This is a genomic window from Spiroplasma phoeniceum P40, from assembly GCF_003339775.1.
Lineage (GTDB): Bacteria > Bacillota_I > Bacilli_A > Mycoplasmatales > Mycoplasmataceae > Spiroplasma > Spiroplasma phoeniceum.
In genome coordinates, this window is the sequence record NZ_CP031088.1 from 1,716,891 (window position 1) to 1,734,361 (window position 17,471).

The 17,471-nt window shown below is 24.9% G+C and carries 14 protein-coding genes, 1 other RNA gene, 1 pseudogene and 1 other annotated feature; of the genes and pseudogenes, 1 reads left to right on the forward strand and 15 read right to left on the reverse strand.

Going from position 1 to position 17,471, the window contains the following annotated elements:
* Positions 1 to 8: 8 nt before the first annotated feature.
* The 6 genes from SDAV_RS10490 to SDAV_RS10515 all read right to left on the reverse strand — a co-directional run bounded on the left by SDAV_RS10490 (position 9) and on the right by SDAV_RS10515 (position 7,959).
* On the reverse strand, positions 9 to 3,881 hold the full coding sequence (locus SDAV_RS10490) for an AAA domain-containing protein (RefSeq protein WP_114565514.1): 3,873 nt from the start codon (positions 3,879 to 3,881) through the stop codon (positions 9 to 11).
* Between the two features lie 97 nt (positions 3,882 to 3,978).
* The gene (gene rpsI, locus SDAV_RS10495; protein WP_114565515.1) at positions 3,979 to 4,380 is read right to left on the reverse strand and encodes a 30S ribosomal protein S9; all 402 of its coding nucleotides are present in this window, start codon (positions 4,378 to 4,380) and stop codon (positions 3,979 to 3,981) included.
* Positions 4,381 to 4,391: 11 nt separating this feature from the next.
* Entirely contained in the window at positions 4,392 to 4,832 is a 441-nt protein-coding gene (gene rplM, locus SDAV_RS10500; protein WP_114565516.1) for a 50S ribosomal protein L13, read from the reverse strand.
* Positions 4,833 to 4,943: 111 nt separating this feature from the next.
* Positions 4,944 to 6,185, reverse strand: a complete 1,242-nt coding sequence (gene glyA / locus SDAV_RS10505; protein ID WP_114565517.1) for a serine hydroxymethyltransferase — start codon at positions 6,183 to 6,185, stop codon at positions 4,944 to 4,946.
* A gap of 81 nt (positions 6,186 to 6,266) precedes the next feature.
* A complete protein-coding gene (locus tag SDAV_RS10510; protein WP_114565518.1) occupies positions 6,267 to 7,223 on the reverse strand; it encodes a hypothetical protein in 957 nt (318 codons plus the stop codon).
* 73 nt (positions 7,224 to 7,296) lie between these two features.
* Complete coding sequence (locus tag SDAV_RS10515) at positions 7,297 to 7,959, reverse strand: uracil-DNA glycosylase (RefSeq protein ID WP_114565519.1); 663 nt, start codon at positions 7,957 to 7,959, stop codon at positions 7,297 to 7,299.
* A gap of 204 nt (positions 7,960 to 8,163) precedes the next feature.
* Here SDAV_RS10515 and SDAV_RS10520 point away from each other — a divergent pair.
* Positions 8,164 to 8,469, forward strand: a pseudogene (locus SDAV_RS10520) (YigZ family protein).
* Positions 8,470 to 8,523: 54 nt separating this feature from the next.
* Here the strand turns inward: SDAV_RS10520 and trmB are convergent.
* From trmB to SDAV_RS13700, 9 genes are all read right to left on the reverse strand, one after another.
* Positions 8,524 to 9,165, reverse strand: coding sequence for a tRNA (guanosine(46)-N7)-methyltransferase TrmB (gene trmB / locus SDAV_RS10525; protein WP_114565520.1), 642 nt, complete (start codon positions 9,163 to 9,165; stop codon positions 8,524 to 8,526).
* Positions 9,149 to 11,188, reverse strand: coding sequence for an EAL domain-containing protein (locus SDAV_RS10530; RefSeq protein WP_114565521.1), 2,040 nt, complete (start codon positions 11,186 to 11,188; stop codon positions 9,149 to 9,151). Before SDAV_RS10530 ends, trmB begins: the two co-directional genes overlap by 17 nt.
* 180 nt (positions 11,189 to 11,368) lie before the next feature.
* Positions 11,369 to 11,792, reverse strand: a transfer-messenger RNA (tmRNA) gene (gene ssrA / locus SDAV_RS10535).
* A 43-nt stretch (positions 11,793 to 11,835) separates the two neighbouring features.
* Entirely contained in the window at positions 11,836 to 12,840 is a 1,005-nt protein-coding gene (locus SDAV_RS10540; RefSeq protein ID WP_245938413.1) for a hypothetical protein, read from the reverse strand.
* Between the two features lie 256 nt (positions 12,841 to 13,096).
* On the reverse strand, positions 13,097 to 14,125 hold the full coding sequence (locus tag SDAV_RS10545) for a hypothetical protein (protein ID WP_245938414.1): 1,029 nt from the start codon (positions 14,123 to 14,125) through the stop codon (positions 13,097 to 13,099).
* Between the two features lie 1,107 nt (positions 14,126 to 15,232).
* Entirely contained in the window at positions 15,233 to 15,577 is a 345-nt protein-coding gene (locus SDAV_RS13695) for a hypothetical protein (RefSeq protein ID WP_245938415.1), read from the reverse strand.
* Positions 15,578 to 15,659: 82 nt separating this feature from the next.
* Positions 15,660 to 16,025 (reverse strand): 50S ribosomal protein L7/L12, encoded by a 366-nt coding sequence (gene rplL, locus SDAV_RS10555; protein ID WP_114565522.1) that lies wholly within the window; start codon positions 16,023 to 16,025, stop codon positions 15,660 to 15,662.
* Between the two features lie 55 nt (positions 16,026 to 16,080).
* Positions 16,081 to 16,572 carry a 50S ribosomal protein L10 gene (rplJ, locus tag SDAV_RS10560; RefSeq protein ID WP_114565523.1) on the reverse strand — a complete coding sequence of 164 codons (492 nt, stop codon included), beginning with the start codon at positions 16,570 to 16,572 and terminating at the stop codon, positions 16,081 to 16,083.
* A gap of 19 nt (positions 16,573 to 16,591) precedes the next feature.
* Positions 16,592 to 16,752, reverse strand: a sequence feature (ribosomal protein L10 leader region).
* Between the two features lie 83 nt (positions 16,753 to 16,835).
* Positions 16,836 to 17,246: a hypothetical protein gene (locus SDAV_RS13700; protein ID WP_245938416.1), complete on the reverse strand. Its 411-nt coding sequence runs from the start codon at positions 17,244 to 17,246 to the stop codon at positions 16,836 to 16,838.
* Between the last annotated feature and the right edge of the window lie 225 nt (positions 17,247 to 17,471).

The window sequence follows — 17,471 nt, forward strand, 5'->3', positions numbered from 1 at the left end:
AATTCTTATTATAATAAATCTTTTGCACTTCAAACAAGACCATAACTATCAATAATTCGTAAAATTTCATAATATGCTTTAATTGTTTTTGTAATATTTGGATTAGCAATTGTTGGAATTTCAACATCAATATTAGTAAAAAAACTAACTGCTCCAATAATAATTAACATATTTTTTGCTCTTGAAAATGCAACATTTAACCGTTCGTATTTCTTAATAAATTCTTTATTAGAATTTAATTGCTTACGAGGATTGCGAACTGTATTAACAATAACAATTTCGGTTTCTCGTCCTTGATAATCATCAACTGTTGAAACTTCTACTTTAATATTTTTAAATTTTAAACTTTTAATAGCTCTTCGTAATTTTTTAACATGTAGACTATAAAAACTAATAACTGCAACTTTAGGTTGTTTTTTTAATTTAACTTTTAAATTATTATATCCTGCTTCAATTAATTCTAATGTTTTTATTGTTAAATCAACTTCTAATCAATTAAAAAGACTCGTACTACCACTTTCACCTTGTTCATAAACAAAATTCATATTAGTTTTATCTTTTGATGAATCAATTCAATAAATTGCTTTATTACTATCAAAAATTTTTATACCATCTTTATTTTCAACAGTAATATAATGTTGTTTTTCATTATTTTGATTAGTTTTATCACCTAACTGCAACTGATTTTCATAAAAAACATTTACAATTCGCATAATATCTTCATGACTACGATATTGATTAATTAGAATTTCTTTTACTGAATCATCACATTTTGAGATAATTTTTTTAAATAATGAATTAGTTACTAATTCTAAAAAATCATTATAACTATAATTTTGGTCATAAATTTCATTAATTAACGCAACATCTTCTTCTTGATATGGCATAAGTGGTGGCAATTGCCGATAATCACCAACTAAAATAACAGTTTTACCATATACTAATGGCATAAAAATTTCCATTGGTGTTAACTTACTTACTTCATCAATAATAACAACATCAAAAGCAAATTTTTTAATATCAATATCAGAAATATTATAATCCCGTAAAACTTTATTTTTACTTTGTGCATATGATTGGTTTGAAGTCGCAGTCATTGCAACAACATTGACACTTTCTTGTAAAAATTGATTAGCATAATTAATTGTATCTCGTTCCATCGCCGCTGTGAAATGATTATTTTCAATATTCTCTTGTGTTAAAAAATCTGATATCTGATAATTTTTATTTAAAAAGGTAATCATATTATTTACAAAATTAAACTTTGTTGCTTTTTCTTGTAGAACAAAATTAAGGTCCTGTTCAATTTTATTAATTTCTTTATCAATTTCATTAATTGTTCCACTAATATCTTTTACTACTAAATTTAAATTAAAAATTGTATTAATACTATTAACAATGTTTTCAACTTCAACTTTTAGAACATTAATTTTATGATTTAATGTTCCAATTTCAATTTCTAAACAAGAAATTTCTTGCTCATATTTATCTTCATTAATTTCACTAATTTTGTTTTGATTAATAACACTTTGTTCTTCATATTGATGTAATAATTGTTCAAGGTCATTTTTAAATGCTTCTTGTTCCTTTTGAAACACAATATTTTCTTGTTTTAATGTAACTTGATTCTTTAATTCTAAAATTTCATTTTGAACAGCAGTTAATTGTTCCATTCAATCATCATCACGTAAGTCTTGACTAACTTGTTTTAATGTTGCTAATTCTATCTCCTTATCCCTTAACAACCTATTATCAGTAGTAATTGTTAATAGTTTTTTGTATGTTTCTGTTAATGAATATGAATCATCAATTTGAAATCCATTTTTTTTTTGCAACAACTCCCCAAAATGTTTATTAAATAATCGGACAAGATCCGGAGTTGAAGTAACTATTCCAGCTCAATTAATATTAACTAAGAAATCTAATAGATTACGAATATTATTAATATCAATTGTTAATTTTCGATTATAATCTAAATATTGCAATTTTTGATTAATGATTGTTTCTCGCTCAGTAACTAATGTATTTAACTTTTGAGTATAATGATTGTAATCATTAATTTCTTTTTCTAACATTTTAGCATTTGCTTTTAATTTTTGTAGTTCATATTTTTGATTTTCATAATCACTTCCAATTCCATCTCATTTTGTTAAATATTGTCGTGATAAATGAGCATAAATAAAACGATAATTATTAAAAATTAATTTATCTGGATTAAAATCATTAAAACGATTTTTTTTACGAACTTCATCACTTGTTAAGCGTAAAGGAATCAATAAAGGTGTTTTAAATAATCTTGTTAAAACATTGTCAATTGCAGTATGATTTTGTGAAGAAATTAAAACTTTCTTTCCTAATTTAGCATATTGATAAACTAATTCAGCAATAAATTCAGTTTTCCCTGTCCCTGGTGGACCTTGCAGTAAAAAAATATCTTGTGAGTTTAAGGCTTTTGTTATTGCTTTCTGCTGATTTCCATTTAAATTATTTGAAGCAAAAATTAATTGTTCTTCCATAATTAAGTTAGATTGTGTCTTTAATTTAATATCTTCAATATTAAATATATAATTAATTAAATAAGGATTTGCAACATCATTTTTGCTAATTTTATCTAAAATAACATTACTACGTCGAAGTAAAGTTGAGTCCCCTTTTCCAATATAAGTTAAATAACCATAAGAAGGTATCATTTTATTTAATTCATTAAATGATATTTCATCCTCATTTTTTATTTCATAAAAGCAATTAACAATTTGATACTGCTCTAATTGATTAATAGTTACTTTAATTGTTTCATGGTCAATATCACTTTCTTGCATAATATTATTTTCAAGCATATATATTTTGATTAATTCTTTTTTAAAATCATAGATATCTTTTTGCTGCATTTTTGTTTCAGAAATATTAATCCCTAAATCATAAATATCTGCTCCATCTTGAACATAACTTTCACTAAAATTAAAAGAAAATAGTGTTAATGGAGCATCTTTTTGATATGTACGATTAATTTGTAAATTAGCAAGACTTAAATTGTTTAATTTCTTTAATATTGAATATTTATCTAAATTATCCAACAATAGTTCTAATTCTACAATAATTATTTCTTCAAATAAATGACTAATTGTTAAATTTTTATTAGTAAAAAATTTTTTATCAACATATCAAAAATTATGTGATAAAAATCTTACATCATGAAATTTTTCACCAATTGGAACTGTTTTTGGAATTTTAATATATTCTGTTAATTTCCTGTTTAAATATAAACAAGAATTATGACGCTTATATTCTAAGTTTTGTTCTTGAAAGCGTAAATATTGTAACCATCGTTCTTTTTCTTTAGCAAAAGATGAAGTCAAAAATTTCATATTTGCCATAACATTTGAATCAAAAATAGTTCGTAATTTTGCTTCATCAATCCGAAAATTATCAGCAATTTCAAGCACTACTCCAGTAGCTAACGTTTCAAATTCTTGTTTTCTCTTTTCCATTGCTGTTAAAAAAATATTTTTAACATTAACAATGCCAATTTCCGGATCAATATCGCCTAAGATTGTTAATGATAAGTTTGAATCGAACATTTGATCTAGCAAAGTAATTGATTTAAAACGAATTAAAATATCATAAAGCTTCTTTTCTGATCCTTTTTTATCTTTTTTAATTTTTGCCTGATCATTAATTAAACAAACAAAAAAATCAGCAATACAAATATTATGCTTTAAAAAAGTATCTAGGCCTTGAACTGTTGTAATATTTTTTAACCGAAGGTTTTTAACATCATCATCAGTAAATTTACTTTTTGGATTTGTTAAAAAATACAAATTTAACAATAAATTCTTATTATTATATTTATCACCCTGAATTGTAAATTCTATCAATGTCATTTGTTCACCCTCTTATCTACATAATAATTATACTAAACTTATATTAGATAACAAATTAAAAAAGTACATTGCAAAGCAAAATGTACTTTTTTGAAATCTATCTTTTTGAATATTGCGGTGCTCTTCTAGCCCCATGTAACCCATATTTTTTTCGTTCTTTAATACGAGCATCACGAGTTAGCATGCCAGCATGTCTCAATAAAGTTTTATAATCTTGTGACGCTTCAACTAGGGCTCTTGCAATTCCTAATCTTGTTGCGCCAGCTTGTCCGGTAAAACCACCACCAGATACTTTAACACAAATATCAAATTCTGATTTTGAACCAGTAATCTCTAAAGGTTGTTCCAAATCTTGCACTAATGTTGCATATGGGAAAAACTCTAATGCTGGTTTCCCATTCACAACAACATTCCCTTTACCAGGAGTCAATACAACTTGGGCAATAGAAGATTTTCTTCTTCCTGTACCACGATATATAACTTCTTGTTTTTTTGCCATATTTTCTCCTTTTATTTATTAGTTAATTCTAATTTAATTGGTTGTTGTGCTTCATGTGGATGTTCATTACCAGCATAAACAAATAAATTACGGAATAATTTACTTCCTAATTTATTTTTTGGTAACATTCCTTTAATTGCGTGTTCAACAGGAAAAATTGGTTTTTTTACTAACATATCCTTTGCTGTTGTTCGTTTTAATCCCCCGGGATGTTGTGAATGATGATAATACATTTTACCCTTTAATTTATTTCCTGATAAATTAATTTTATCAGCATTAAGAATAATAACATTATCACCACAATCAACATGTGGAGTATAAGATGGTTTATTTTTTCCTCTTAAGATCATTGCAACTTTACTTGCTAAACGTCCTAAAACTAGACCTTGAGCATCAATCACATATCATTTTTTTTCAACTTTAGTTGAATTTAAGATAGTTGTTTGTTTCATGTCACTGCCTCCTCACATCATTCCGTACCAGGGTCTAATGTATAAAGCAATAATATTATAACTAAAAATAATAGGATAATCAATATTTTAACTTGTTATTTCTAAATTTAATTACTCTTGTAATTTTCAAGTTAAGTAAATTGGAAAATCACTTAATAAGTTTTTTACTTCTTCTTGATATTTAACAATATTATTTTCAGTTGGTTCTTTTAAAACATTATAAATTATTTCTCCAATTTGTTTAAATTCTTTGCTCCCAAAACCACGTGTTGTCATAGCTGCTGTTCCTAACCGAATCCCACTAGTAACCATCGATGATTCTTTATCAAATGGAATCATATTTTTGTTGCAAATAATACCAATTTTTTGTAGAATTTCTTCCGCCATTTGCCCCGAAATTCCTAAACTACTTTTAACATCAACCATTAATAAGTGGTTGTCTGTTCCATCAGCTACTAAACGCAGATTATTTGATTTTAATGTTTCTGCTAGGACTTTTGCATTATTAATAATTTCTGCTTGATATGTTTTAAAATCTGGTTGCAATGCCTCTAAAAAACATTGTGCCTTTGCGGCAATAACATGTTCTAATGGTCCACCTTGATTACCTGGGAAAACAGCACTATTAATTTTTTTTGCTCATTTTTGCTTTGATAAAATTAAACCCCCACGAGGTCCACGCAATGTTTTATGTGTTGTCGAAGTAACAACATCAGCATATGGAATTGGGGATTGATGTAAACCAGCGGCAATTAATCCTGCAATATGAGCCATATCTACTATTAATAAGGCTCCAACTTTATCAGCAATTGCACGGAACTTTTTAAAATCAATCTCACGTGAATAGGCACTGGCTCCAGCAACAATTAATTTTGGTTTTACTTCAATTGCAATTTTTTCAATTGCATTATAATCTAACATTTCGGTTGTATTATCAACTTGATAACTACGAAAATCATATAATCGACCAGAAAAATTAACATTATGACCATGGGTTAAGTGACCACCTGCTGCTAAATCCATTGCTAAAATAGTATCACGTGGTTGTAGCAAAGCATAATAAGCAGCAGCATTTGCTTGACTACCTGAATGTGGTTGAACATTAGCATGTTCAGCTTGAAATAACTCCTTAACCTTATCAATTGCTAATTGTTCAACTTGATCAACATATTCACATCCTCCATAATATCGGTGAAATGGATATCCTTCAGCATACTTATTAGTTAAAATTGAGCCTGTAATAGCTAAAATTGCCTCACTAACATAATTTTCTGACGCAATCAATTCAACATGATTTTGTTGACGTTTTAATTCCAAATCAATCAATTTTTTAATTTGTGAATTCACTTTCATTATTTTCATCTCCATTCTATAACTTCTAATATTATTATATATAGATAAATAAAAATAACTTCAATAAAAGTTATTTTTATTTTAATATTGTAAATTTGCATTAGTATCTTTATGAATTAATGGGGAAACAGCCCGATATGTAATATAAATAATTGCCGAATTAAATAATACTTTCATTGGTGCCATTGCTAATCGCGTAATCATAGTTACCCCATAACCATCCGTTCCACCATTTTTATTCTGTGACACCGTTAAAAAGGCGATATCCCCCCAGGCGGATATCAAGGTGGTGACTCAATATTCATTAACAACAGCAAGCATAATAATAGCAACTAAATCTCAATAACGTTTTTTTGTTTTATCAAAATGACGATAAACAAACATAATAATTCATATAATGATAATAGTTCCCCCTGTTCCAAAACCAATAATATAACTTAAAACAATTTTGCTAACTTCCAATCCAGCAAATAATGTAATGGTTTCAAATGGTGAATATCATGTCATTACTCCAGCAAAAGTTCCAAAAATTAAAATAAAAATATTTGTTAACATAAATAAAACTCATTTATGCTTACCAACGGCACGATTAATTGAAGATACACAACCTGATAAAAATCCATATGAAGCAATTACAATAATATAAGCAACATGGAAATAAGAAGGAACAAATAACATAACAATTAAATCAGTAACAACACCCGATAAAAGTCCAACAATTGGTCCAAAAATAAATCCACTAATTTTAACCATTAAACCTTCAAAAGCAATCCGCACAGGAGGAAAAACCGTAATTGGTAATGTTATTGAAATAATAATAGTAACTGTTGCTGAAACTGCTGATAACATTGTAATATACGCAATATTTTTCGTTGTAAAACGAATACCATGATAACGTTTAGGATTAATTAAATAATATAAACCATTATAAATACAATAAATAATAAAAAGAGCACCAATAACACCACTAGCAATATATGCCATTTTATTACTATATAAGATTTTTGATATATCACTAAATGATGTTAGTAGACCCATAATATCCCCACAATCTATATTAATAAAATAAATTCTCTTGTCCTGTCAATATTTTACATATATCAATTATACATTACATTTTTCAATCAATTATGTTTTTTTTATTTTTTAAAAGTAAATCGTTAATTTTTACAAAAAATTGTTGATCCTTAAATAAATTGTAACTAAAAGGTGATGGGTGTGCCCCCTTAATAATATTAATTTTATTCAAAATATATTTACCATACTGTTTTGCATAATTGCCTCATAAAACATATACAATATCATTACGAATCTCATTTAAATAAATAATCAAATTTTGACTAAAATTAGTTCAACCAATATCCTTATGACTTAAAGGCGTTTTGGCAACAACACTTCCAATTGTATTATATAGAAAAACACCTTTTTTAGCTCAATGGTCTAAATTACCACTAGCATAATGATCAACACCTAAGTCTTTTTTTAATTCATGAAAAATATTGACTAAACTTGGCGGAGTTTTAATACCATCATTAACACTAAAAGCTAAACCATTTGCTTGGCCTGGACCATGATATGGATCTTGTCCAATAATAACAACTTTAATATCATTAGGCTCAATTAATGTAAACAAACGAAAAATATCTGTTTTTGCAGGGTAACAAAGTTTATTTTGATATTCACTATCAATGTTCTTTAACAATTGTTTAAAATAAGGTTTTTTAATCTCATTATCAAAGAACTCTCCTCAACCAACTGCATATTTTATTCACATTCCCTTTTCTCCTATTGCCTCTTATTATAGTAAATTATTAATTTTGGTTTTTTGTAAAATAATTATAACAAAAAAAGGGGGGGAAGATAATATAATGAAGATAAAATAAAGATAAAAAGGAAGGTGAAAAACTTGCAAGAACTAAAATAAACTAAATTAATTATTAATGAAATAAATATTAAAAAATCACGCTTCCTTTGTTTATTGCAAAAAGTTACTTCCGAACATGATGCACTTCAATTTATTAAAACAAATCAACAGCCAAACGCTGCTCATAACTGTTACGCCTACATTATTTGGGAAAAATCAAAATATTATTCGAAAAAGTGATGATGGCGAACCAACTAATACTTCTGGCAAACTAATGTTGTGTGTTTAGTTATTCGTTATTTTGGGGGAATTAAATTAGGAGCTGGCGGATTAATTCGCGCTTATGCTAATAGTGTTAAAACAAACCTAAAAAAAAGCGGAATTAATTCCTTATTTTGAAACAAAAGATATTATTATTAAATTCCCAATTAATAAAATTAAATTAGTTGATAAATATTTAACATATCATTATAATTATTTCCGAGCATATAAATAATTAATATTTTTTCCAAACTTAACAAAGCGTCGTTCATATTCAGTTGGAACATTATTTTCCGCATACTGACTCTGATATAAATTTGTTGTATAATCAACAATTTTTCAATTATTTTCTTTAAATGATTCTAATGAATAAGTAAATAATTGATCATTATCCGTTTTAAAATGAATTTCACCATTATCTTGTAAAATAATTTGATAAAAATCTAAATATATTTTATTTGTTAGCCGACGTTTTTCATGACGCACTTTTGGTCAAGGATCAGAGAAATTTAAATATATTTTATTAATTTCTTTAGGTGCAAAAATTTCTAGTAAAAAAATAGCATCAAAAACAATTATTTTTAAATTAGATAAATTTTCAGCAATTATTTTTTTTAAAGCTAAAACTAAAACTGATGGATAACGTTCGATTGCTAAAAAATTTTGATTTGGATATTTTTTTGCTAATGATATAATAAAATCCCCTTTCCCAGAACCAATTTCAATATTTAAGGGATTATTATTTTTAAAAATCATTTTTCCCCATTGCCCCTTATAATATTCTGGATTTTGAATTGCAAAGGTAAGATTCTCCATAATATATTCTGTTGCTCAAGGTTTATTTCTTAGTCTCATCTTTAAATCCTTTCCGACTGTTTTTTAATAAAGCTATTTTTATCTCATTACCAATTTCATTTTGTGGTTCATCATAAGTTCCAAATAATGAACCAAACATATAATTAATTTTTAGTTCTTTTAATTTACTATATCCTAAATAACTATTAACTTGTGGTGCAATTAAAATAATATCAAGTTTTTCTGCTAAAATAATATATTCTTTAATTAAATTTTGATAATGCAAATGAATAAACATTTCACGAATAATTGTTGGAGAAAAAACAGCATAATTAGGTTCATAATAGTACAAACTATTTAATTCCGTATCAATTGCTCCAAAATTTTTAACAGCAACTTCAATACCAATATTTTTAATTGTATTTAAATTTTTTTTAAACTTTTCAGGATCAAAGCCAGTTTCCATTAAATCAAAAGTTAAAATTAAATTACCAGGTTTTACTTTTAATTCAATTAATTTTGTTGCAAATTTTTTTAAATTAAACTGATCACTACTAATAAAACTAGATGGATAAGTAATGAATAATTTTTGTTCTAAATAATTATCTAATTTATGAAAATTTTTAATATTTAATGCCGCATTAAAACGAGCTAGCATTGTTTCATTTACAATTCCCCAAAAAGTATTACTATCTTTTCCAAATATTAAATCACTATTAACCCCATCAACTAAATTACTACTATAATGATATGCTAATGTAAGGCCATCATTTACATTTATAATTGGAGAATATAAACTAACAATTTTTTCTAACTGAATATGTTCATTTAAAGCTAAAATACTACGTTTTTGGTTTGACAATTTTTTAATATTTTCTGGATCAATAAAAAAAATTTGATTTGAATATTCAAGATTTAACCGATTATCTGCTGTTGCAATATTATATTCTTTTAACTTATTTAAATTATTTGATTGTAATCCATATAATGAAGCATATCCTTGTAATTTAACAATTATTTTATAATTTTTTAAAATAAAAGTCGTATTAACTTGTCGCAATAAAATTTCAAATTGTTTTAACAAATCAGTTTCTGGTCGTAACTTACTTTTATTATGTAATAAGATACTACTAATATCAGGTTTTTCAATTTGATCAAGGGGAAGAAAAATTCCAAAATGATTTAAACTTGCTTTAAAAAATAAAACATTTTGTTCTTTTCATAGTGTAAAAACTTGATGAGAAATAAGATCAATAATTTTATTTTTAACATTACTATTTAGAAATTTATCTAGTTTTTCAATATTATTAATCATAAAAGTAAAATAAATTCCACGACGAATCTTATTCTTATGAATTAAATTATAAATAGCATCATGTGCTAAAGCCTCACGAACATAACTATTGCGGTCATATTCAATAATATTTTGTAATTTTATTGCATGAACATAAATTAATTCAATAATACCACAAATACTATAAGCAAAATAAGTCATTGCAATTCACACTAAAACATATAATTCACTTACAAAGTTTTCTGAAATAGCCATTCTTTTTGATTGTGCTAAAACAATAATTGAAGTCGTAATGAATCCTGTTAATGTCAATAAAGACCATCTAGTTCATTTTGTTCATTTAAAATACCAACTCACAAAAACAATTAGAAGGGTTAAAACATAAAGTACTGAAATCATAATAATATTAGGAGTACCTGTCAAAGGTAAAAAATAATTATTATTTAAAAATGGTAAAAGAGCAAAAAGAAAAGTAAAAATAATAATCGTATATAAAATTGTGGCAAAGCAAGAAATAAAAACACCTATCATTCAACAAACTATTATTGGCAAAAAAATATTAATAGCAATCATTGTATTGGTTTCGCCAGTTTTTGGTGGCACAAAAAATGGGATTAATCCTTGGGCAATAATAACCAAAATTGCAAAAACACCACCAATAACAACTTGATAATAAATTGAAAAACGAGCAAAAGAATTACGCACTAAACCTCATGTAAAAATATAAATGATAGAAAAAATAATTATAAATAATAAATATACAAAAATAATATTTAAAATATTACTCACTTACTTCCACCTCTTTTAACAAACCTTGTACTTTTTTTATTATATCATTCCTTTTAAAAATATTTTTGAACTTAAAAAAGAAACTAAAATTCTCATAAATAATTTCTTGAATCTAATAATTTATTTATGACAAAACAAGTTTCTTTTAATTTCTACCTTATTTTTAATAAAAATAAAAAATGGTGGAGATGGCGGGAATTGAACCCGCGTCCACAAATAACATTCTAATATCTTCTACAGTTTAGTCTAATCATCTTTTTTTCATTATTTAATAATAGGATTAGACAACTAATTAAATAACTAGATAATAAGAATTTCAAAATTCTAACATTATCAATTAGAATTTCTATTAGATTAAGACTTGAGATACGATAATAGTTAATAATCTACAATTAAATACTATTACGGCTAGCAATCCTCTAACAGCGAGGAATTAAGCTGCTAACATTGATCCTGCTAATTGATTGTTCATCATAAAAGCTTGCATTTCAATTTTGTCTTCTTTTTGTTTTTTGTTTGCGTTTCTTCAAACCTAGTAGCATTATAGTCTGCGAAACTACTGCCAATATTAGTAGATCATTCCTGTCGAAACCGGAACATCCCCATATAGTAATTATACTCTTAAATTATTAAATAGTAAATAATAACTATTTAGTACATTTTTTTTGAAATAATTGCTGAAAATGATATTCATGGCTAATTTCTTTTCCAATTTTTGTACCTAAAGTAATTCGAATTAAAGTATAGTAATCCATGATTAAACTAAAACTACTAAAAAATAAGGTAAATAATAAGAAAAGTCCCATACCTAGAATATAATCTTTTTGTAATCAAAATAATAATCGCTCAACAATTAACATAGGATTTGTAATTAAATTATTATTTTTTAAATTTAAATATTGAACATAATAATTTAAACTACTAAAAAAATAACTAAATAACCCAAGACTAGTAATTAACATGATAAGTTTTAAAAAATTAACTGTAATTGCACTATCATTTTTATTAATCCAATTTATTAAGCAAATAACACTTTCCAGCAAAAACTCAATTATAAAGCAAACAATAGTAAGGATACTCAAAATATAAATAATGTTATTCGGGTTTAATGAATAATTTGTTCTATTATAATTATAAACAATCAATTCTTTGATTTTTCATTGAAAAATACCAGATAAAAAAATATGAAAAGTCAAAAGAATTTGAACGGTTTTAACAACAATTAAAGTAATCTTAAGATTCTTTTCAAACACTAACCACGTTCAGAACTTTTGAAAATCTAATTTTTTTGTTAAGAAAAAACTAATTTTTTTGGGTGAATAATATTTCAATAGTAATATTCTCATTTGTAAAATTTGTAAATTATCATTATTTTCTTGAATTTTACAATTAAAAAAAGTTGTAATTTTATTATAAAATTTACTATTTGTTTTACAAATTAAATATTTATCTAGAAACTGAAACAAACTAATATTGTTAAAAATAGACACTTTAACTTGGTTATCATTCAAGTCATATTCACTAAAAATACTTTTTAATGTTTGGCGATTAAAATAAATAATTTTTTTTCATTGATATAAATAAGTTATTATAAAGAATAAAATAAAAATACTAATAGCTGTTGTGATAGCATAAAAAATCTTTCGTGACAATAATCTTTATTCTGCAAATAATTATTACTAAAAGTAAAATATGATGTTAAAAATAATAAAAACAATTGCAATACATTTATAATTAAACCAATATTAATAACAACTAATAAAAAATAAAATAATTTACTAGCGATTCAACTTTCACTATTTTTTTATTTTTAAAATGTTTTAATAAATAAATTCCTTCTCAACTACTACCAAAAAGAAGAAATAAAATATTTTAAAGATACTAAATCTGTCATACTTTTCTCCTTCCTTAAGTAATGTTAAAAGAAGCATGTATCCCAACAGTTCCGGCTGCAGGATTAATTTTAAGATAATTTTTATTGATACTTTTAAATCAGGCAAAAACATATGGTAATCCCCCATGGTCAGCACTCTTTCATAAATTTTTTAGTTGAGTTGTTGGTGACCACAAATCTAAGTCATTCGGCTGTTCACCTTTTTTCAAAACAACATTTACATCATTTGCTTGCATAAAATGTGAATTATGAACATGTGCTGATCACTTAATTAAATAATCAGTTACATCATTAACAACTTCCGCAATAGTTGTTGTTCCAGCATATGTTTTGTTAACAATAGGTTTCCAATCAATATTTCTTCAGTCTTTAGCATTAAAATCATTACTGTCAATAGAAACACTTCAAACTGATAAAAACTCTGGTTTTTTATAAAAACTAAATCCTTTACTTTCTAGGATTACCTTATAATTACTTTCAACAACTGTGGAATTAAATATTAACATTGCTCTTGATGCATCAAATTTAACAAAGTTACTACTATCTTTTTTGACTTTAATTTCCAAGTTAAAGAATCCAAATGGTAACGGATTATTGTCATTTCACATTTTTTTGTTTTTATAATAATATGCTACAATCTCCTCGTATCCTTCTTCCGTTTGAAAAATATTATTAATATTTTGTACAAATCCTGCTATTAATTTAGCATTATCAAATGGAACTGGATTATCAGAATAAAATAAGACACTATTTTTTAAAATATTTAATTCAGTTAAATCAACATTAGTATTAATTGTAATTCATTTTTCATTTTGGTAATGACCATAATTATTTAGTGTAATATGAATTGAAAAATAAGTAATTGGTAATAAGTTTCGTACAGCACTAAAGTCAATTAAATAATTTGAATTAGGTGTCGTATGATATCCATAATAAATATCAACATTAATTTTAAAAAGATCAATTTCTTCAAAATTAATTTGAATAATTTTAAGAATAGTACTCAGCAAAGTTTGAAACTCGCCAAGTTCACTACCTAACATTTGATCAACTGTTCATGAATAATTTTGAAATACTGTTTCATTAATTTGTGCTAAATCAAAATTAAGATTCTCTTATTGTGTATTTTTGCAAGCAATAAGCGGACTAATATTTCCAAATAAGATAGTTCCTACTAAATAATGACTCTAATAACTTCTTCATAATACTACTTTATAATGAATTAACATACATAAATAATTCATAAACTTGTTATCCTATTGTTTTTCCATAATGCATATTGTAATAGCAATTAGGATTTTCCAAGCACTTATTAATAGAATAATAACACTATTTTAAAATAATGCAACGGTTTGAAATTGTTTTTTTAATTTGACTTCATTTTAGAATAATTAGGCAAACTAAAAAGGAATTTATTACTAAATTTTAAAATTTTTATTTTATATATTTGAAAAATAATTCATGAGGTGTTTTTCAATTTAAACAACGCCTTATTTTTAAATTAATAGTATGTATAATCCAATTAATCTTATTTTGATTAAAAAGATAACCTTTATGATCATATAATTGTCAAATTACAGAAGTTTGAAAAGCTTCATTATTAACGTTGAAACAATATAAACCATTATTTTAAAAAATTGGTGCACTTTTATTAAGATCAGTAAAAATAATATTACTTACTTTATTTGCTTTATAATCAAAAGTAAATTTTATTTCAACATTCTAATATAGAAAGTATTTTTTTCATTTCCTTCACTCCTTTTATATTTATTAAATTTTTATAAAAATCATTAATTTAAAAGTCAGCAGATAACATTAAATTATCATTACCTGCTTATAACCATTAATAAAAATTGTTGTATATTTAATTGGCTTATCCATACTCAAACAATTATTTTTAATTGCTAAAACAAAATATTTTAAATCATCATTGTTTTTTATGATTTTGTGTTTTAGCATTATTTTTATTTATTAAAACAACATTTCAAAAATAAATTCAAAGTAAAATAATTATAAAAATATTTTTAAAAATTGTTGATAATTTAATATCATTTATATTTTCAATAAAATATAAATTTAAAATTAAACACAATAATAACAAAATAAAACCAAACGATAATCTCCGAAAAATTTGTTTTACTTCCATTACGCTAATTATTAATTACAATTGTGCTAAGAAAGATAGCAAATAATAAAAAAATAAAATTTAATAAATTAATTGTTGTTCTTTCTATTCATCCAAAAGAAAATTGAATAAAAATATTAAGAACAAGCAAAATTGATAAATTGCTAATAAAAGTAAAAATAAAACTAATAATTGCAAATTTAGTAAAGGTGTTATTAATATTTTTAATAGATTTTGTTTTTAAAAAACTAATGCGGATTAAAATACTAATAATTAAAAAATAAAAATTCAAAAAAATTGATGAAAAGATATTATTTATAAAGTTAATAAATCTATTAAAAGTAATATTAGATAAAAAATTTATTAACATTTTTTTCCACTCCTATATTTTTACATAGTAATATTTTACAAAAAAAGCAAAGTGCTAATTTTGCTTTTTTAAGAAAATTAAATTATTTAAGGTCAACTGAAGCTCCAGCAGTTACTAATTGTCCTTTAATTTCTTCTGCTTCTTCTATCTTTACTTTTTCTTTAATTACTGCTGGTAATTTATCAACAATTGCTTTTGCTGCCATTAATTCTTTTCCAGTAATTTCTTTAACTAATTTAATAATTGCAACTTTACTTGGTCCTGTGTCTGTTAACACAATATTAACCTCTGAAGGACCAGCTGCTGCTCCTGCTTCTGCGGGAACAGCAGCAACTGCTGCTGCAGCTACAACACCAAAATGATCTTCAATTAATTTTACTAATTCATTTAATTCCGATAATTTCATTTCTTCTAATGCTTTAATAATATCATCTTTTGATAATGACATAATATTTTCCTCCTCATTAAGATTTTTCTATAAAATCTTTGAATAACATAACTAATTATTCAGTTTTTGTTTTAGCAATTTCTTTAACTGCTATTGCAAACATACGTAATGGGTATAGTAAACTTGCTCCAAACATTGATAATAATTCATCTTTTGTTGGTAATGCTGCAATTTCAACAATTGCTTTTGTATCTAAAACTTTACCCTCATAAATTCCAGCTTTTAATTTTATTGCTGGATGTATTTTTGAAAATTTTGCTAAAGTTTTTGCGGCAGCCATCTGTTCACCTGTACCAAACACAAAAGCATTAGGACCTGTTAAAAATTGGTCTAATTCAGCAAATCCCGCCTCTTTAGCAGCCAAACTTACTAAGTTATTTTTATATACTTTAATGTTTACATCTTGTTTTGTAAGCATTCTTCTTAGTTCTGTAAATTCAGCAACCGTTAATTTTTGATATTCAACAATAACTGCTGAATTAGCATTTTTAAAGTTATTAACAATTTCATTAACAACTGCTGTTTTAATTTTAATTGCTGGCTTCATTCTTCGCCTCCCTATAATAATTTTAAAAGCAAAAGCAATTAACCAAGTGGATTAATTGCCTAAAACATTATTTAAATAATATAAAAACATGTCATTTTTCTATATCTCAATAATGCCTCGGCAACATAATTAAGATTTAATAAAATCCGTTGCTGTCTATGGTATTTTGATGACTATGTTACAATACCAATTAACATACTATTATAATTTTTGTTAAAAGTCAAATAAAAAAAGTTATTTTAAAAAATTTTATTAATCTTGTTTTACTTTCGACTTATTTTCTTATACCGATATTTATTCCACAGTCATGTACCCAAACAAGATAGCACAACTGCCCCAGAAGAACTTAAAAAAACATATCCTAAAATTTCAACAACCAAAGTTTCTTTTTGCTTTACTGCAGGGGGAACAACAAGTTCTTCGTAAACTTGAAAAATAAAAGGGCCTTCATTATTATTAATAAAAATATTATCATTTTGGTCAATAGTAATTGTATGGACAGAAGTTCCAAAAATATTAGTTTTTCCAACATGTTTTGTTTTATTTTTAAAAAAATACACCCCAGCAAGTACTGTTGAATAATAAACATTATTATTTTTGTCAACAGTAATAGATAACGCTGTTTTATCCAATAAACCAATCTCTCTTAATTCTTTTTCAATACTTGAATACACATAATTACCAAAATAAATGTTATTTTCTTTATCAACAGCAAACGCATAAATTAATTCATTAAGTTTATGTTCGTCAGCTAAACTATACTCATTATTTAATTTTTGAATTGAAAAAAATTATCTTCATCAGTAGTAAAATATAAATTATCGTTGTGGTAAATCACTAAAGCAAAAACTTTTCTATCAACTTTATTATCACTATTGTTATCATAAATAAATTTTTAA